This is a genomic window from Nonomuraea sp. B10E15 (assembly GCF_039871615.1).
Classification (GTDB): Bacteria; Actinomycetota; Actinomycetes; order Streptosporangiales; family Streptosporangiaceae; genus Nonomuraea.
In genome coordinates, this window is sequence record NZ_JBDPMB010000004.1 from 140,188 (window position 1) to 157,802 (window position 17,615).

18 protein-coding genes are annotated in these 17,615 nt (G+C 72.8%); 9 read left to right on the top strand and 9 right to left on the bottom strand.

The features are described from left to right. The first annotated feature begins 117 nt into the window (after positions 1-117). Genes ABGB14_RS16225 through ABGB14_RS16245 form a run of 5 tightly spaced genes read left to right on the top strand, consistent with a single transcriptional unit; the run spans position 118 to position 4,275 of the window. Positions 118-1,281: a CoA transferase gene (locus ABGB14_RS16225; RefSeq protein WP_347644479.1), complete on the top strand. Its 1,164-nt coding sequence runs from the start codon at positions 118-120 to the stop codon at positions 1,279-1,281. Next, positions 1,278-2,084: a citryl-CoA lyase gene (locus ABGB14_RS16230; protein WP_347644480.1), complete on the top strand. Its 807-nt coding sequence runs from the start codon at positions 1,278-1,280 to the stop codon at positions 2,082-2,084. The genes ABGB14_RS16225 and ABGB14_RS16230 overlap by 4 nt, the downstream gene beginning before the upstream one ends. After that, on the top strand, positions 2,077-2,943 hold the full coding sequence (locus tag ABGB14_RS16235; RefSeq protein WP_347644481.1) for an extradiol ring-cleavage dioxygenase: 867 nt from the start codon (positions 2,077-2,079) through the stop codon (positions 2,941-2,943). The genes ABGB14_RS16230 and ABGB14_RS16235 overlap by 8 nt, the downstream gene beginning before the upstream one ends. Then, entirely contained in the window at positions 2,940-3,299 is a 360-nt protein-coding gene (locus ABGB14_RS16240; RefSeq protein WP_132331584.1) for a hypothetical protein, read from the top strand. Before ABGB14_RS16235 ends, ABGB14_RS16240 begins: the two co-directional genes overlap by 4 nt. Positions 3,300-3,321: 22 nt before the next feature. Continuing rightward, a complete protein-coding gene (locus ABGB14_RS16245; protein WP_347644482.1) occupies positions 3,322-4,275 on the top strand; it encodes a zinc-binding dehydrogenase in 954 nt (317 codons plus the stop codon). 14 nt (positions 4,276-4,289) lie between these two features. Here the strand turns inward: ABGB14_RS16245 and ABGB14_RS16250 are convergent, their stop codons facing one another. From ABGB14_RS16250 to ABGB14_RS16260, 3 genes are read right to left on the bottom strand one after another with little or no spacing between them, the layout of a single operon-like run. Further along, positions 4,290-4,970: an aspartate/glutamate racemase family protein gene (locus tag ABGB14_RS16250; RefSeq protein ID WP_347644483.1), complete on the bottom strand. Its 681-nt coding sequence runs from the start codon at positions 4,968-4,970 to the stop codon at positions 4,290-4,292. Beyond that, a complete protein-coding gene (locus tag ABGB14_RS16255) occupies positions 4,967-5,899 on the bottom strand; it encodes a hypothetical protein (RefSeq protein ID WP_347644484.1) in 933 nt (310 codons plus the stop codon). Before ABGB14_RS16255 ends, ABGB14_RS16250 begins: the two co-directional genes overlap by 4 nt. Continuing rightward, positions 5,896-7,386, bottom strand: coding sequence for an FGGY family carbohydrate kinase (locus ABGB14_RS16260; protein WP_347644485.1), 1,491 nt, complete (start codon positions 7,384-7,386; stop codon positions 5,896-5,898). Before ABGB14_RS16260 ends, ABGB14_RS16255 begins: the two co-directional genes overlap by 4 nt. A gap of 61 nt (positions 7,387-7,447) precedes the next feature. On the opposite strand from ABGB14_RS16260, the gene ABGB14_RS16265 reads away from it, so the two are divergent. Further along, on the top strand, positions 7,448-8,224 hold the full coding sequence (locus ABGB14_RS16265; RefSeq protein ID WP_347644486.1) for a DeoR/GlpR family DNA-binding transcription regulator: 777 nt from the start codon (positions 7,448-7,450) through the stop codon (positions 8,222-8,224). Positions 8,225-8,248: 24 nt separating this feature from the next. On the opposite strand, the gene ABGB14_RS16270 is transcribed toward ABGB14_RS16265, so the two are convergent. Beyond that, positions 8,249-8,371: a hypothetical protein gene (locus tag ABGB14_RS16270; RefSeq protein WP_347644487.1), complete on the bottom strand. Its 123-nt coding sequence runs from the start codon at positions 8,369-8,371 to the stop codon at positions 8,249-8,251. After that, positions 8,368-9,693: an SLC13 family permease gene (locus ABGB14_RS16275; protein WP_347644488.1), complete on the bottom strand. Its 1,326-nt coding sequence runs from the start codon at positions 9,691-9,693 to the stop codon at positions 8,368-8,370. The genes ABGB14_RS16270 and ABGB14_RS16275 overlap by 4 nt, the downstream gene beginning before the upstream one ends. 105 nt (positions 9,694-9,798) lie before the next feature. Between ABGB14_RS16275 and ABGB14_RS16280 the strand changes: the two genes are divergently transcribed. Beyond that, entirely contained in the window at positions 9,799-10,425 is a 627-nt protein-coding gene (locus ABGB14_RS16280) for a GntR family transcriptional regulator (RefSeq protein WP_347644489.1), read from the top strand. Between the two features lie 255 nt (positions 10,426-10,680). Beyond that, positions 10,681-13,002 (top strand): rhamnogalacturonan lyase, encoded by a 2,322-nt coding sequence (locus ABGB14_RS16285; RefSeq protein WP_347644490.1) that lies wholly within the window; start codon positions 10,681-10,683, stop codon positions 13,000-13,002. A 19-nt stretch (positions 13,003-13,021) separates the two neighbouring features. Here the strand turns inward: ABGB14_RS16285 and ABGB14_RS16290 are convergent, their stop codons facing one another. The 4 genes from ABGB14_RS16290 to ABGB14_RS16305 all read right to left on the bottom strand — a co-directional run bounded on the left by ABGB14_RS16290 (position 13,022) and on the right by ABGB14_RS16305 (position 16,279). Further along, on the bottom strand, positions 13,022-13,933 hold the full coding sequence (locus tag ABGB14_RS16290; RefSeq protein ID WP_347644491.1) for a hypothetical protein: 912 nt from the start codon (positions 13,931-13,933) through the stop codon (positions 13,022-13,024). A 95-nt stretch (positions 13,934-14,028) separates the two neighbouring features. Beyond that, positions 14,029-14,592, bottom strand: a complete 564-nt coding sequence (locus tag ABGB14_RS16295; protein WP_347644492.1) for a hypothetical protein — start codon at positions 14,590-14,592, stop codon at positions 14,029-14,031. 239 nt (positions 14,593-14,831) lie between these two features. Next, positions 14,832-15,569, bottom strand: coding sequence for a hypothetical protein (locus ABGB14_RS16300; RefSeq protein WP_347644493.1), 738 nt, complete (start codon positions 15,567-15,569; stop codon positions 14,832-14,834). Beyond that, positions 15,566-16,279 (bottom strand): ATP-binding cassette domain-containing protein, encoded by a 714-nt coding sequence (locus ABGB14_RS16305; protein ID WP_347644494.1) that lies wholly within the window; start codon positions 16,277-16,279, stop codon positions 15,566-15,568. The genes ABGB14_RS16300 and ABGB14_RS16305 overlap by 4 nt, the downstream gene beginning before the upstream one ends. A 161-nt stretch (positions 16,280-16,440) precedes the next feature. On the opposite strand from ABGB14_RS16305, the gene ABGB14_RS16310 reads away from it, so the two are divergent. Continuing rightward, a complete protein-coding gene (locus tag ABGB14_RS16310) occupies positions 16,441-17,613 on the top strand; it encodes a histidine kinase (RefSeq protein ID WP_347644495.1) in 1,173 nt (390 codons plus the stop codon). Positions 17,614-17,615 lie beyond the last annotated feature (2 nt).

Sequence of the window (17,615 nt, forward strand, 5' to 3'; positions counted from 1 at the left end):
ACCGCTACTGTGATGAGCGCGCGTCCGGCTGTCAAGACGCTTGACGCCCTGGCCTTCAGATGCTGGGATCGACTGGGCGGACATATGTCCGTTCAACGGACGCGAGGATGGGACTCGATGACTGACACCGAGCCGCGGGGGCCGCTGTCCGGCGTGCTGGTCGCCGACTTCTCCAGGGTCCTGGCCGGACCCTACGCCACGATGTTGCTGGCGGACATGGGAGCCGACGTCGTCAAGGTGGAAGGGCCGGGCGGCGACGACACCCGGACGTGGACGCCGCCCGCCAGGGGCGAGGCGTCCACCTACTATCTCGGGGTCAACCGCGGCAAACGCTCGATCGCCCTCGACCTGCGCGACGAAGCCGACGCCGACGCCGCCAGGGAGCTGGCCCGCCGGGCCGACGTGCTGGTGGAGAACTTCCGGCCCGGCGGGCTGGACAAGTACGGCCTCGGCTACGACGCCGTGCTGGCCGCCAACCCCGGCATCGTGTACGCGTCCATCAGCGGCTTCGGCTCCGGGGCCGGGGCGCGGGTGCCCGGCTACGACCTTATGGTGCAGGCCATGTCGGGGCTGATGAGCCTCACCGGCGACCCCGGCGGGCCGCCCTACCGGGCCGGGATCAGCGTGTTCGACGTGATGGCCGGCAACCACGCCGTCATCGGCATCCTGGCCGCGCTGCGCCACCGCGAGGCCACGGGGCGGGGCCAGCACGTCGAGGTCAACCTGATGTCGTCGGCGCTGACCGGGCTGGTCAACCAGAGCTCTGCGTACGTCGCCGGGGGCGTGGTCCCCTACCGGATGGGCAACGCGCATCCGAGCGTGTTCCCGTACGAACCGCTGCCCACGGCCGACCAGGACCTCATCGTCGCCGCCGCCAACGACGGCCAGTTCCGCAAGCTGTGCGAGGTGCTCGGCGTCCCGGAGGTGGCCGACGACCCCCGCTTCGCCCGCAACGCGAGCCGCACGGCCAACCGCGAGGAGCTGCGGCCGATCCTGGTCGAGCGGCTCGCCCGGCGCCCCGCCGACGAGTGGTTCGACCTGCTCCTGGAGGCCGGGGTGCCGAGCGGGCCCATCAACACGATCGACGGCGGGTTCGCCGCGGCGGAGCGGTTCGGGCTCGACCCGGTCGTGGAGGTGGGCGAGGGCGAGCGGGCGGTGCCGACGACGCGGCACCCGATCCGGTTCTCCGAGACACCCGCCGGCTACGCGCTGCCGCCGCCCGAGCTGGACGAGCACGGCGCCGAGCTGCGCACGTGGCTGTCCGAGGGGCGGCCGTCGTGACGCCCGGGGACTACCCCACCGCGCTCGGGGCGTCGTCGCCCACGTCGATCACCCTGCTCGGCCACGACCTGGCCGCCGACGTGATGGGCGAGGTGGGCTTCGGCGAGCTGGCCTTCTGGCTGGCCACGCAGCGCCGCCCGTCCCGGGGGGAGGTGCGCGTGTTCGAGGCGGTGCTGGCCGCGCTGGCCGACCACGGGTTCACGCCGACGGCGATCGTGACGCGGTTGACGTACCTGTCGGCGCCCGACTCCGTGCAGGGCGCGCTGGCCGCCGGGCTGCTCGGCGGCGGCTCCCGGTTCCTCGGCGTCACCGAGGACTGCGGGCGTTTCCTCGCCGGCGTGCTGAAGGAGCGTGACCCCCTCCCCTCCGACGACGCCGGCTGGGACGCGCTCGCGCTGGACACCGTGACGACCTGGCGCGAATCCGGCCGGCGCGTGCCCGGGCTCGGCCACCACGTGCACAAGGACGGCGACCCGCGCACGCCGCGCCTGTTCGAGATCGCGGCCGAGGAAGGGCTGTTCGGGCCGCACCTGTCGCTGTTCGCCGCGGTCGGCCGGGTGCACCCCCGCGTGCTGGGCAGGACCCTGCCGCTCAACGGCGCGGGCGTCTGCGGCGCGGCCCTGGCCGACCTGGGGTTGCCGATGGAACTGCTGCGCGGATTCGCCCTCCTCGCCAGGACCGCCGGGCTGATCGGCCAGCTCGCCGAAGAGCTGCGCCACCCCGTGGCCAACGAGATCTTCCTGTCCGTGGACCTGAACAACCGGTCCGTGCCCCCCGACCCCTACGGAGAGACGCATGGCTGAACTCGTCGCGGTCATCGCATCCACCCACCACCCCTTCTACCACCGCGCCAGCACCTCCACGGGCGAGGACCGCCCGCCGTTCGCAGACGAGTGGGTGCGCAAGGTGGAGGCGTTCCGGCAGACCCTGACCAGAGCCAGGCCCGACGTGCTGGTCATGGTCGGCTCCGACCACTTCCACCAGCTGTGGCTGGACAACATGCCGCAGTTCCTCGTCGGCAAGGCGCCCTTCTACGACGCGAACTTCTACAACGAGGAACGCGAGTTCGGGCTGCCCAGGATGGTGTTCACCGGGCAGGAGGACCTGTCGGCGTACATCCTGCGCGAGGGCCTGGACGCGGGCTTCGACCTGGCCTTCTCCAACGAGTTGCGGATCGACCACTCGATCACGTGCCCGATCATCACCCTGCGCCCGCAGAACGACCTGCCGATCGTGCCCGTCTACACCAACATCTTCGCCCCTCCCCTGCCGCGGCCGAAACGGTTCGTGCAGCTCGGCCGGACCATCAGGGAACTCGTCGAGTCGTGGCCCTCCGACCAGCGGGTCGCGGTCATCGGCACCGGGCACCTGTCGCTCGAGCTCGGCGGGCCGCGCCAGTTCGGGCCGCACGGCCCCGACCCCGAGTTCGACCGCAGGGCCGTCGAGTGGATCTCCACCGGCGACATCGAGGGCTGCCTGTCGGAGGTCACCCTGGACAGCCTGTGGGAACCCGGCAACGCCACCCACGGCTTCATGGACTTCATGCTGATGATGGGAGTGGCCGGCGAGGGGAAGAAAGCCGACTATGTGGATACGTACGACCTGTTCCACACCATGGAGGCGTACTTCACGTGGTATCCGAACGGAGGCGACGGGTCATGAGCAAATACCTGCTGAACAAGTTCCTCTTCACCGTCGACCGCGACCCCGAGCTGGTCGAGCGCTACCGCGAGGAGCCGCGGGCCACCGTCGAGATGTGGGAGGCCGAGTACGCCAACCGCATCCTCGGCTGCCACACCGGCGAGTCGTCGACGTGGCTCCGCTTCGACGACGTCGAACGCGAGGCCCTGGCCGCTCACGACTACCCGAAGTTGTTCGAGCTGGGGGCGCACCCGTTCCTCACGCTGACGTTGTTCATCGCGATGTTCGAGCGCGACCACCCGCCGCTGGGCTTCCAGAAGGAGTACGCGCGGCGGCTGTCCCACATGAGCCTGCCGTACCCGGACATCGCCACATGACGGACCTGGACGTGATCGCGTGATGCGGGCCGTCACGATCGAGACGTGCGGCCTGCCGCCCGTGGTCGCCGAGCGGGCGGCACCCGTGGCGTCCGGTGCCGAGACGGTCGGGGTCATCGCCGCCCCGATCACCCCGCTCGACCTGCTGTGCGCGGGCGGCGCCTCCTACTTCGGGACGCCGTCCGTCCCCTACGTGCCCGGCGTGCAGGGGGTCGGGGCCGTCGGCGGGCGGCTCGTGTGGTTCCCCACGCCGGCGGGGATGGCGCCGGGCGACGGCAGCATGGCGGAGCTGGCGGCGGTGCCCGCCGAGGACCTCGTCGAGTTGCCCGGCGGCGCCGACCCGTTCGCCGTGGCCGCGCTCGGATTGTCGGCCGTGGCCGCGCACATGGCGCTGACCTGGCGGGGCGAGCTGGCAGCCGGCGAGCAGGTACTGGTGCTCGGCGGCGGTGGCGTGGTGGGGCAGGCGGCCATCCAGCTCGCCCGTCTCGCGGGCGCCCGCCGGGTCGTCGCCGCCGCCCGTTCACCGCAGGCCCGCGAGCAGGCCCGGCAGGCGGGGGCGGACGCCGTCGTCACCCTGGACACCGACGACGTGGCCGCGCTGGCCGCCCGCTTCACCGCCGCCTGCGAGGGGCCGCTGGACCTGGTGCTCGACCCGCTCTTCGGCGTCCCGGCCGCCGCGGCGGCCCGCACCCTGCGTCCCGGGGGCCGGCTCGTCAACCTCGGCAGCTCGGCGTCGGAGACGTCCCCGCTCGACTCCGCCACGCTGCGCAGCCGGTCGTTGCGGGTGCTCGGCTACACCAACAACGAGCTGACCAGGGAGCAGCGCGCCGCGGCCATCACCCTGATCGCCGAGCGGGTGACCGAAGGGCGGCTGTCGGTGGCGCACGAGGTCGTACCGCTGGAGCATGCCACCGAAGCCTGGCGACGCCAGGCGGCCGGCGAGGCCACGGGCCGCATCGTCCTGAGCACCACCTGACCGGCCGGGGCGGCTCAGGCCAGCTGGGCGACGCCGGAGCGCGGGGAGGAGAGCACCGGCACTCCCCCGTCCGCCTCCGCGACGATCCCGGCCATCGACGCCTGGGCCAGCACCACGACGTCCACCTGCCCCGCGAGCCGGCCGAACCCGTCCAGGACCAGGGCGTCGTGGCGGGCCGGATCGCCGCCGCGCAGCGCGTCGAAGGCGCCGTCGCACAGGTGCGGAACGACCTCCCGCGCCACCCCCTCACGGGACGCCGCCCGCCGGACCAGCCGGGTGGTCGGGCCGAGCGTGGTGGCGAGCGTCGCCAGCACCCCGATCCGCCGCCCGGCCCGCACCGCCTCCCCGGCCATCGGCTCGTCGATGCGCAGGATCGGCAGCTCGGCGAACGGGCGCGCCTGTTCGGCGGCCTCACCGATGGAGGAGCAGGTGACGAGCAGCGTCCCGGCTCCCGACTCCTTGGCGTACATCGCGTACGAGACCAGCCTGCGCAGGACGTGCGGGGGCGGGCCGTCGCCGGCGATGGTGTCCTGGAGCAGGCTCTCGTCGGCGAAGTGCAGGATCCGCGTGCCGGGCCGCACCTCGGCGGCCAGTTCGGCCAGCGGCGCGGCGAGCGCGGGCACGGTGTGCAACATCGCGATCGCCGGCCCTCCCGCAGGACGACCAGCAGCCGGTCCGGCCGTCCGCGCCGTCATCGGGCGTTCCACGGGCGGGCGAAGGAGTCGACGATGGACGCCAGCCGCCGCAGCCGGGGCACCGAGCGCGTACGCAGCTCCGCGGCCAGGCCGGCGGACCCCACCACGTCGCTCCAGATCGCGCGGCCGGCCAGCATCCCCGACGCGCCCGCCCGGCAGGCGGCCCGGACGGCGGCGGGGAAGTCGTCCCGTTCCACGCCCTGGGAGAGCACGACCCACGGGACGGGGATCACCTCGTCGAGCCGGGCGCACTCCTCGGCCAGCCGTTCCTCGGGGGCGGCGCCGCCGAGCGGCACCTGGGCCTTGTACACGCTGGGCCGCAGCCCGGCCAGCTCCCTGGCGGCCTCCCGGATCGCGGCGGGCCCGTCGAAGCCCGCCTCCTGGCCCTGGACGGGTTTGGCCACCCCTTCGAGCACGGAGAGCAGGCCCGCATCGGCGCATACACGGACGAACGCGGCGGCGGTCTCCAGGCGGCGCCGCCGGTGCTCGTCGTCGCGCCAGATGAGCAGCAGCTTGGCCGCGACCGCGCCGGCCCGCCGCGCGGCGGCCAGGTCGATCGTCTCGTCGATCGAGGTGTCCTCGACGGGGCCGTCGGGCGCCTGCCGGAGGCTGTCCACGGCGATGATCAGCCCGCCGGGGACCATGCCCTCGGCGGCCACCCGGTCGAAGCCGTAGTCCCTGTCGATCAGGAACCCGGAGGCGTGCGGCCCCACCTCCCGCGCCACCGCCAGCTTGAACCCGGCCAGGGTGTCGTCGTCCACCCGCTCCCCCGTGGCGGCGGCGAACATCTGCCTCAGGCTCTCCCGCTGGTCCATGGCGACCATGGCGAACCCACCGGACGGGCGGGCCAGCAGGTCGAGCGTGGGGGCGGGCGTGGTGGTCTCCTGGCTGGTCATGGGTGCTCCGATCTGATGGTTCTGCCTGGTCATCCGTGCTCCCGCCGGCCGGCGGAGGTCAGGAAGCGTTCGTACAGGGGGAGGTAGGCGGCGGCGAGGCCGGGGTCGTGCCGTTGCGGCTCGCGGGGCAGCACGGGGACGTCACCGAGCGAACCTCCCGCCTGGCCGGCGATGAGAGCGGCGCCCGCGCAGACCGCGTCGTCGGCCCGTACGACCTCCACCGGCACGGGCGAGACCGCCGCCTTCACGCGCATCCAGAGCGGGACCCGGACCTGCCCGCCGAAGACCACGAGCCGTTCGGGAGCGGCGCCGGTCACGGCGGCGAGCTCGGCCACGGTCCAGCGGGTGTGCAGGCACGTTCCCTCCATGGCGGCCGCCAGCAGGTCGCCGAACGTGTGCTCGGGCCCGATCCCGGACATCGTGACCCGGCGTTCGCGGTCGGGCGCGGGCGCCACCCTGCCGCGCAGGTACGGCTCGGCGATGATGCCCGTCGGCAACCGCACCCCGTCCAGCAGTCCGGGCAGGGCGGCGTACCTGTCCCGTCCCGCTTCCCGCTCGCCCGCGCGCTCCGCCGTGGCCCGCGCCCGGGGGTCGTCAGGGGGAGGAGCCAGGCCGAGGAGCCAGTCGAGCATGCCGCCGCTCGTCGGCAGACCTCCGACCAGGACGGTGCCGGCGCCGTCGAGCGAGGGGTCGGCCGTGGCTCCCAGGGCCAGGCCGGTGCGCGGGTCGGGCCGGTGCGCCGCCGGCGCCAGGACCGCCTCCGCCGTGCCCATGGAGTCGGCCACGTGCCCGGGACGGCGTACGCCCGACGCCCACGCGCCCACCGCGTGGTCGTGACCGGCGATCACCACGGGGGTCCCGGCCGCCACCCCGCTCGCCCTCGCCGTCAGCCCGCCGACGGGCTCCACCGCCCCGGCCGTGGGCGCCAGCTGCTCGGGACCCAGCCCGGCCAGGGCGAGGAGGTCCTCGTCGTAGCGGCCGCGTACGACGTCGTAGGCGAGGGTGCGCGCGGCCAGCGTCTCATGGGTGCGCAGCACGCCGGTGAGCGCGTACGCCACCGCGTCGGGCACGCTCGCCCACCACCGCATCGCCGCCGGCACGCCCGGCTCGTGCGCACGCAACCAGAGCCACTTCGCCAGCGGCGCCTTCCCGTCCACCCACCGCCCGGTCCGCGCGTAAACCGCCACCGCGTCCTCGCCCGCGCCGGGTGGGCCGGTGCCGCGGAGCGCGGCGGCTTCCTCGTGGCCGCGGGGGTCGTTCCACCACAGCAGCGGCGTGAGCGGGCGTCCCGAGGCGTCGAGGGGCACGCCGGTCTCGGCCATGCCCGCGATCCCGATCGCGTCGGGGCCGCGCCCCGCGCGGGCGGCGCACTCCGCCAGGGCCTCCACGACGGCGGCCACGAGGGCGGGCAGGTCGCGCGGGGTCGGGCGGCGTACGGCAGCGACGCAGCCGCCCCCGTCGTCGAAGAAGCCCACCTTGACGTGGGTGGTGCCCACGTCGATCCCGCACAACAACGCCATGTTGTCACTATAAGTCCATAAGTTGGCTGAAAAACGCCAACTTATGGGGCATCATGGTCATATGAGCGACATGGAGGCGAGCCTGCGCTACTCGTCGGCCCCGCACAGGCGCGAGGCGATCCTGCGCAGGATCGAGCTCGACGGGTACGTCGCCGCCGCCGACCTGGTCACCGAGCTGGGCGTCTCCCCCAACACCGTCAGGCGCGACCTGCGCAGGCTGGCCGGTGACGGCCTGGTCAGGGCGGTACGCGGAGGCGCCGCAGCAGCCGACATGGGTGCCACGCCGTTCACCGACCGCTCCGTTCAGGCGTCCGCCGCCAAGCGGGCGATCGCCGCCGCCGCCGTACGCCACGTGGAGCCGGGCACGGCCATCGCCCTCGACTCGGGCACCACCACGCTGGAGATCGCCAAACTGCTCCCCTCCGGGGCGAACCTCACCGTGATCACCCACTCGCTGCCCGCCATCGCCGTGCTCGCGCCGAGACCCGACATCACGCTCATCGGGGTCGGCGGCCAGTACGGCAGGGACACCCGCTCGTTCGGCGGGCCGGAGACCCTGGCGTGGCTGGAGCACATGAGCGTGCGCACCCTGTTCCTGGCGGCCACCGCGCTCGACGGGAACGGCGTCTACGGGGCCACACCGTACGAGGCCGAGACCAAGCGCCGGCTCATCGCCATCGCGCGCAGGACGATCGTGGTGGGCGACGCGCGCAAGTTCGCGCTGAGCGCCCCGATCCGGGTGTGCGGCTGGGACGCGGCCGAACTCCTGGTGACCGACGGCGTGCCGCCCTGGTTCGAGGACGTCGGCGTCGAATTCGCGTCACAGGCCCCCTCCTGAGGGCCCTCACCACCTCGGCCGGCGTCACGCGACCGCGTCGTCGACGGCGGTTCCGGGTGCGGTGGCGGAGTGGCGCGTGTCGGTGGCGCTGCCGAGGATCCGGTACCGGCGGAGCCGTTCGGCGAGCAGGTCGGCGGAGCGGGTCATGACAGCCCCGGCACGATCAGGACAAGCCAGCACAGAAGCGGCGCGGCGACCACGATGGTCATACCCCATGTCATCAGGCGCTTGAACACGTCGTCCCGGATCGCCACGTCAGCGTTCGCGACGATCAGCGCGCCGTTGGTGGAGAAGGGGCTGCAGTCCACCACCGAGGAGGAGATCGCCAGCGCCGTGACCATGCCGACGGCGCCGACCTGCCCGGTCTGCAGGAAGGGTACGGCGAGCGGGATCAGCGCGCCCAGGATGCCGGTCGTGGAGGCGAAGGCGGACACCACGGCGCCGATCAGGCAGATCAGCAGGGCCGCCAGGAGCGGAGCGCCGACCTCGGCCACGCCGTCGCCGAGCCACTTCACCGTGCCCTGGTCCTGCAGCAGGGCGACGTACGTGACGATGCCGCCGACCAGGAGCACCGTACCCCAGCTGATCTTGTCGACGGCTCCGCGGGCGGCGGAGGGGAAGATCAGGGTCAGCACGACCGCCACCGCGAGCGCGAGGAAACCGATGTCGAGGTCGAAGACGAGCGCGCCCACCGCCAGCACGAGCAGGCCGATCAGCGTGAGCGAGCGCTGCGCGTCTAGGCGGGGCAGGGCGTCGTCCACGGGGTGGTCGCCGCCGTCAGTATCGCCGTCGGGGCCGTCACCGGGGCCGGGGCCGCCGCCGGCGCGGCTCATGACCGCCGTCCTGAACGACTGCCGGTCACGCTGCAGCAGCTTGGTGCCTCCGAAGGCGAGGAAGCCGACGAGGCTGATGAGAGCGCACGCGCCCAGCGCCCCACCGAACAGGACGGCCGCGTTGCCCGGCAGGTCGCTCTGGTCGACGACGCCGTTGGTGATCGCGCCGAAGATGCCGATCGGCGAGAAGCTCCCACCGGTCGAGCCCTGCACCACCATCAGGCCCATCATCACGGGGTGGATCCGGTAGCGGGCCGCGAAGCCCATCGCCACCGGCGCCACGATGGCCACCGCGGCCGGGCTGGCGGCGCCGATCGCGGTGATCGCGGCGCAGACCGCGAACATCACCCACGGCATCAGGGCGACGCGACCCCGCACGGCGACCACCGCCCGGTGCACGATCCAGTCCACGGTGCCGTTGGTCTTGGCCAGCGCGAACAGGTACGTGACGCCCACCAGGATGACGAACAGGTTCGCCGGGAAGCCGCCGAGCACGTCGTCCACCTCCACGCCGAACACGGAGGTCCCCACGACGAAGGCGGCCACGAGTGCGAGCGCGCCCATGTTGATGGATCGGATGGTGGCCACCAGGAACACCAGTACGAGCACGACCAGCGCGATGATCTCCGCTGACATCGGCAGCTCCTCAGGGGGTCGGGCGCCTGACCCGGTTACGTGCGCCATTTCCAGATTGGCCTAGCCTCTGCTCCACTGAGGCGGGCTGTCAATAGACTGTCCTCCGTGACCAAGAAGCGCCCGCAGACCTCCGCCGTTCCAGGACGCCTGGAACGGCCGCGCCTGTATGTGCAGCTGGCCGATCACATCGCGCGCTTCATCGAGGCCCAGGGGCTCTCCCCCGGCGATCGCCTGCCGCCCGAGCGGCTCCTGGCCGCGGAGCTGGGGGTCAGCCGCGCGTCGCTCAGCCGCGCCCTGGTGGCGCTGGAGGTTCAGGGCAAGGTCGAGGTGCAGCACGGCAACGGCGCCGTGGTGCTCGCGCCGACCCTCCAGGACGAGAAGCCGGCCCTGTCGTCGTTGTGGGCCGAGCGTGATCCCGCCGATCTCGCCCGGGCGCGGGAGGCCGTCATGTCGGGGCTGGCGCGCAGCGCGGCGGCCCACCCCGACAGGAGCCTCCGGCTCGCCCTGCTCGACGCGGACGGCTCTCAGGTCCGCTTCTCCGACACCTGGCCCTGCGTGCGCCGGCTGTCCGGGCCGAGCCTGCTGGCCGAGCTCGACGACCTGCTCGCGGAGGTGGCGCCGGTGGACGAGTCCCGGATCGCGGCCGACCGCCTGGTGGCTCTGGCCCGTGCCGTCGTGGTAGGTGACGAGCAGGCCGCCGCCTCCGCCTGCGCCGGCCTGTTCCACTTCTGACGCCCCGCACGGGACGCGCGCGGGGCGTTCGCCGGAGTACGGGCCGGCCGGAGCGAACCCAAAGAACCGCGCATTATTCACCAAATGTCCCGTGAAATACCGCCACGTCGCAATAAGTCGGTAAATAGCGGCGATACGCACCCTTGACACCTTGCCAAGGCAGCAATAACCTCCCGATTGATTATATCGATTTAATCCGCCAGGGTGCCGGGCCGACCGCATCCATGCGGGCGTCACCCCCAGGAGCCCGTGACCATGAAACCCCCCAGCAGCATCCGCCGCGCGCTCATCACCTCCCTGGCCGCCCTGCTCTGCCTCCCCCTCAGCGCGGCCCCGGCCGCGGCGGGCGGAGCCGGTCACGGACGGCCGGGCGCGAGCCTCCGGCTCGAACACCTCGACCGCGGCCTGGTGGCGGCCACGACCAGCGGCGGCGTCTTCCTGAGCTGGCGGCTGCTCGGCGACGAGGTGACGGGGTACGGCGAGACCGGCATGAAGGGCCCGGCCTTCCGCGTCCACCGCGACGGCCGCCCCATCGCCACGGTCACCGACAGCACCAACCACCTCGACGCCGGCGGCACCCGCTCCTCGCGCTACCACGTGACCCCGGTGACCAGGGGCCGGGAGGGCCGGCCCAGCGCCTCAGTCCAGCCATGGGATAAATCGTTTTATGACCTCAAGCTGCGAAAACCGGCCGACGGCGTGACGCCCACGGGCGAGGCCTACACGTACACCGCCAACGACATGAGCGTCGGCGACGTGGACGGCGACGGCCGCTACGAGTACGTCGTCAAGTGGGACCCGTCCAACTCCAAGGACGTCTCCCAGCGCGGCTACACCGGCAACACCTACGTCGACACCTACGAGCTCGACGGCACCCTGCGCTGGCGGCTCGACCTGGGCGTCAACATCCGTTCCGGCGCCCACTACACCCAGTTCACGGTCTACGACCTCGACGGCGACGGCCGATCGGAGATGATGCTCAAGACCGCACCCGGCACGAGGATCATCCGGTACGGGAGCAGGGGCCAGGTCGTCTCCGAGCGTTACGTCACCATGCCGCGCCGGGACGTCAGAGCGGGCTATTCGCACCAGGACGACTATCGCAAAAGCGCAGCAGACTATTTCGACCATGTTGTGGACATGTTCGCGAAATGGCACAAGCACCCGGAGGTGGTCGCGAAACGCTGGCCGGCCACGCTGGAAGAGGCCTTCGGCATCGAGCCGGCCCACGAATATCCGCTCTCCCATGAGGACGCCGTAGAGCTCGCCACCTATTTCGTCGACGTCTACGCCCCGGGGCGCAGCGGCAACAACCGGCTGCGCGAGTTCGAGGGCTTCGTCCTCACCGGCCCCGAATACCTGTCGGTGCTCGACGGCGCCACCGGCAGGGAACTGCAGACGATCCCCTACAAGCCCGGCCGCGGCGACGACGGGCTCATGTGGGGCGACTACGCGATGTCCAGGATCGAGCCGGGCAACCGGGTCGACCGGTTCCTGTCCGCGGTGGCCTACCTCGACGGCAGGCGCCCGTCAGCGGTGTTCGCCCGCGGGTACTACACCCGCACCACGCTCGTCGCCTACACCTGGAACGGCCGGCGGCTGGAGGAGGTCTGGTACGTCGACAGCGGCCACGCCCCGATGGCGAACCCGTTCGACGCCTCACCTCACGGCGTCCCCGGCAGCAACCCGGAATATGCCGACCTGACCACGCAGGGCTTCCACTCGATGAGCGCGGCCGACGTGGACGGCGACGGCAGGCAGGAGATCGTCTACGGCGCCGCGACCATCGACGACGACGGCGACCTGCTGTACTCGTCGTTCGCCGAGGGCCCGCCGCAGAGCAGCGTGCCCGGGCAGAACGTCCGGCTCGGCCACGGCGACGCCCTGCACGTGGGCGACTTCGACCCCGACCGGCCGGGCCTGGAGATCTGGACGGTGCACGAGGGCGGCGCCTGGGCGCCGTACGGATGGGCGTTGCGCGACGCGGCCACCGGCGAGGTGATCCACGGCGGCTACAGCGGCCGGGACACCGGTCGTGGCATGGTCGGCGACATCGACCCGGCCGTCCGCGGGGTGGAGGCGTGGTCGTCGATGCCCCCCGACCAGGAGATCCAGGCGGGCCTGTGGTCGGCCCGCGGCGAGCACCTGGGGCGCGGCACCCCCGGCACGAACATGAGCATCCGCTGGGCCGCCGACATGACCACGCAGCTCGTCAACGGCGCCGCGACCACCGAGCTGCAGACGCCGACGATCGACGACTGGAGGCGCGGCACGGTCCTCGCCGCCGACGGCACGCTGGCGAACAACTGGACGAAGGGCAACCCGGGGCTGGTCGCCGACGTCTTCGGCGACTGGCGCGAGGAACTGCTGGTCCGTACGGCGGACGGCGAGGCGGTGCGGATCTATCTGAGCACCGAGGTGACCGGCAGGAAGATGTACACGCTGATGCACGACCCGCAGTACCGCGCCGACGTGGCCCGGCAGCAGACGGCCTACAACCAGCCGGCGTACCCGGGCTTCTACTTCGGCTCCGACATCGACTGGTCGCGGGTCCCCGTGCCCCGCGTCAGGACATAGGCACGGGGCCCGGCCCGCCTCACGCGGCAGGCCCGTCGACGGGCAGGATCGGCCCGTCGAGGGGCTCGTCGCGGTCGCAGGTCAGCTCGCCGTCTCGCACCCGCAGCCGCGCGACCTGGACGGACGACCGGCGGCCTCCGTCGGGGTGGGTGAAGTAGAAGGCGAGCGCGTCCTCCCCCGTCACGACGACGTCGGCGTGGTGACCGAACCCGCCGTCGTCCCGGTGGGCGCCGGGCCGGTCGAGGATCAGGCCGCGCGGCTCCCAGGCGTCGAGGTCGGCAGAGGCGAGCACGCGCTGGCCGCGCCATTCGTCGACGATCATCCAGTGCCGGCCGCCGAGCGTGAACACGTTGGGCCCCTCATGCGCCGAGATCGTCACCGCGGGGCCCCTGACCTGCCAGTGGTGCAGGTCGGGGCTGTCGGCGGCCCAGGTGTGGGACCCGTCGGCCTCGTCCTTGTACCAGAGCCGGTGGCCACCGCCCGGCAGCGGCGCCACGCAGGCGTCGATCACGTAGGGGGACGACAGGTTCAAGGTGGAGCGGTAGTCCCAGCGCACCAGGTCGGGGCTGGTGTAGTGGCGGATGTGGCGCTCGTGGGGCCGCCAGGCGGCGGGCACGCCGCGGATGACGCTGACGTACATGTGGTACGTGGCGCCGTCGTCGACGATCTCCGGCGCCCAGTAGGTGTGCCGGCCCCACTCGGTGCCGAGCCCTTCGACAGTGCCGCGGTAGAGCCAGGTGACGCCGCCGTCGGTGGACGACGCCACGCCGAGGTCGGTGCCGTGCACCCAGCTCACGTCGCCCCGGTCGGGAGCCGTCGCGCGCCTGCTGGTGTAGACGAGCCACCACGCGCGCTCCGCCCGGTTCCAGATGACGGTCGGGTCGGTGGCGCCGTCGTGGATGGGGTCGCGGTAGAGCGGCCGGGGGACCATCTGGCGCCTTCCTGTAGGTGATCGCCGCCACGATACCGGCCGGACGCGCCGAGGGCGCCCCCCGGTGCGGGAGCGCCCTCGGCGTACGTGCCGGGTCAGGCGGGAAGCTTCACCAGAACCGGCGTGGTCGCGGGCCGGGTGTCCTTCTCGGCCCACGCGCCGGTCGAGAAGGACACCGGGTGGTTCTTCTTGCCGGCCCCGTCACCCCACTTGGTGACGACGTAGTCGATCTTGATGTGGCCCTTGCCCCCGTTGTCCTCGACGCCGAGCGTCTCGGAGTTGAAGGTGCCGCCGGTCAGCTCGGCGAAGGTCTTCGCGTCCAGGTCGAGCATGACCCCGCGGCTGGAGGGGTCGCCCGGGCCGCGGTCGCCGACGAAGAACGGCACCTTCTTGCCCTGGTAGATGGCGTACCCCTCGGTCATGAGGGGCCAGCTGGGGCTGGCGGCCAGGCCCTTCTGCATGGGCTTGCCCGAGGCGGGCAGGCCGGTGTCGCCGGCCCGTCCGGAGGCGTCGTCCCAGAAGTACGACGCGGTCGTCGAGCCCTTGAGCATGACCTGCTGCACGGTGCCGTTGTCGGCATGTGCCGGAGCGGCGCCCATGGCCAGGGCGGTCGCGGCGGTCGTGGCCAGCATGGCAAAGGTACGCAGGCGAGCTGTCATGATGGTGTCAGGTCCTTTGTTAGGGGACTATGGCAGTTCGCGCTCGCTTGGACGGACGTAGCCGGGCGGCACGCCATACGGGACGCTACGCGGAGCACGGGGGAATCCAGCGGAGGGATCCGGGTTCCGGCGCCCTCGCCGCGACTGCGCGGGCACGGGTCATCGCCGGACAGTCACCAATTTAGCTCCCAAACCGGACAAAGGCAAACATATCGCCATGAAACGGATATAGATCTACCTCAACCGATCTCTCTGCGCATCGTCCGCACCATGCCCGCCGCCATCGGCAGCACGATCCACGCCAGCGCCGACACGGCCAGCCGGGCGGCGTCGCCGCCCGTCATGTCGCCGTTCACCAGCGGGACGGTGGCGGTGTTGAGGTCCAGCCACTCCATCGCGGCCTCCCCCGCGGCACCCAGCCGGCCCACGACACTCCAGACGACCGTGCTGGACAGGCAGATCACGATCGCCGCGGGCGCGTTCATCAGCACCGTCCCCAGGGCCAGCCCCTGGGCGGTGAGCAGGACCGTCGTCGCCGTCCATCCCGCCAGGGGCGGCGGCGCGACCTGCCAGTCGGCCGGCACGCCCTGCGCCGCCGCGACGGCCGCCGTCACCGGCACCGCGACCACCAGCGCGAACGCGCAGGCCACCACGGAGGCGACCAGGGGCGGCAGGCACTTGGCGGCCATCACCCGCCCCCTGCGGGGTTCGAGCGTGAACGTGGTCAGCGCGGTGCGGTGACTCCACTCGCCGGTGACGGTGAGGATGGCGAGCACGGGAAGCAGGATGCCGAACACGATGCCGGCCGTCCCCGCGACGGTCTGGAACTCGGGCCCCGAGACGGCGCCGCGGCCGACGACCGAGCCGACCGCCAGGGCGACCAGCACCCCGGCGATGATCCTGCTGCCGCGGGTGTCGACGAGCTTGCGCGTCTCCACGCGCAGCAATGTCGGGAAGGGGACGCGTCGGGTGTTCATGCCAGGCTCCTGTCGGCGGCGGCGGTCAGTTCGAGGAACGTCTGCTCCAGGCCACGGCCCTGGCCGAGCTCGGCCGGAGTGCCCTGGGCGAGCAGGCGGCCGCGTCCGATCATCACGATGCGATCGGCGACCTGCTCCACCTCGTGCAGCAGGTGCGAGCTGAGCAGCACCGCGCATCCCGAGTCGGCCAGGTCGCGCAGCAGCCCGCGCATCCAGTGGATGCCCTGGGGGTCGAGGCCGTTGGCGGGCTCGTCCAGGATGAGCGCCCGGGGCCGGCCGAGCAGGGCGTGCCCGATGCCGAGCCGCTGCCGCATGCCCAGCGAGTAGCCGCCGACCGCCCGCCGTCCCTCCTTGCCGGTCAGGCCGACCAGCTCCAGGACCTCGTCCACGCGCGAACGTGGCAGGCCCAGCATCATCGCGCCGAGCGTCAGGACCTCCCGGCCGCTGCGGCCGGGGTGCTGGGCGGAGGCGTCGAGCAGCGTGCCCACCTCGTAGCCGGGGCGCTCCAGCTCGGCGTACCGCCGCCCGAGCACGGTGGCGGAGCCGGAGGTGGGACGGGACAGCCCCGCCAGGATGCGCATGGCCGTCGACTTCCCCGCCCCGTTGGGCCCGAGAAACCCGGTGACGGAGCCGGCCGGCACGGTGAAGGACACGTCGTCGAGCGCCTTCACGTCGCTGTACCTCTTGCCGAGGCGTTGAAATTCGATCACCCTCAGAGTCCATCGAACGCGCGCCCCGCGTGCATCGGACCTGGGTCCACGCCGGGTGGCGGCCCGGCCGCCACCCGGCGCCCGCGGTGTAGACCAGGGTCTGCAGCACGATGGACCCCGGTCGCTGACCGGCGCGGCGGCGGGTCCCTAGGCTGGTGGGCGTGCACGACGCCGACGAGCACCAGCCGCCCATCGACCGGCTGGGCAGCACGCTGCGCCACCTGTTCGCGGCGCTGCCCCTGCTGCTCTACGTCGTCATGGTGGTGCTCCTGTCTGGCCGCGTGCCGATGCCGTACAGCTCGCTCGGCTGGGTGCTGGCCGACATGGGGCTGGGCGCGGCCGGGCTGGTCCTCATGCGCTGGCGGCGCAGGTGGCCGTGGCAGATCGCGCTGGCCACCACGATCCCGACCATCGCGTCCTTCACCGCGAGCGGGCCCGCGCTCGTCGCCTACACCTCGCTGGTCACGCACCGGCGCTGGCGCCAGATCGTGCCGGTGGCCGCCGTGGCGATCCTGAGCATGTTCCTGGCGGGCCGGTGGCAGGGCACCCTCACCACGGGCCTGCTCAACGCGGCGGTCGGCGCCGTCACGCTCGCCGGCGCCACCGTCCTCGGCCTGTACGCCCGCAGCCGCCGTGACCTGGCCGCCTCCCAGCGGGAGGCGGAGGCGGCGGCCCAGCGGCAGCGGGTCGAGCAGGCCCAGCTCGCGGAGCGGCTGCAGATCGCCCAGGAGATGCACGACGTGCTGGCGCACCGGATCTCGCTGCTGGCGATGCTGGCCGGCGGGCTGGCGTACCGGAAGGACCTCACGCCCGAGCAGACCAGGGAGGCGGCGCTGGCCATCCAGGAGAACGCCCACCAGTCGCTCAACGAGCTGCGTGCCGTGCTCGGCACGCTCAGGCGGGACGGCGGTCCCACCGGCGGTGCGAATGAGGGTCCCGAGGGCCCGCAGCCGACGCTGGACCATCTGGACACCCTGTTCGAGGAGGTGCGGGCGGCCGGGCAGCGGGTCGAGGTGGACGACGCCATCGACTGCCGCGAGCGGTTGCCCACCCAGACGGGACGCCACGCGTACCGGATCGTGCAGGAGGCGCTCACCAACGCGCGCAAGCACGCGCCGGGCAGCCGGGTGACGGCGGAGCTGGGCGGCCGGCCGGGCGAGGGGCTGCGCATCAGGGTGAGCAACCCGGCGCCGCCCGGCCAGTCGGCGGGGCCCGGCAGCCGGCTGGGCCTGGTCGGCCTGGCCGAGCGCACCCGGATGGCCGGCGGCACCATCAGCCACACCGTCCGTCACGGACGGTTCATCCTCGACGCCCGGCTGCCGTGGGAGGCTTGAGC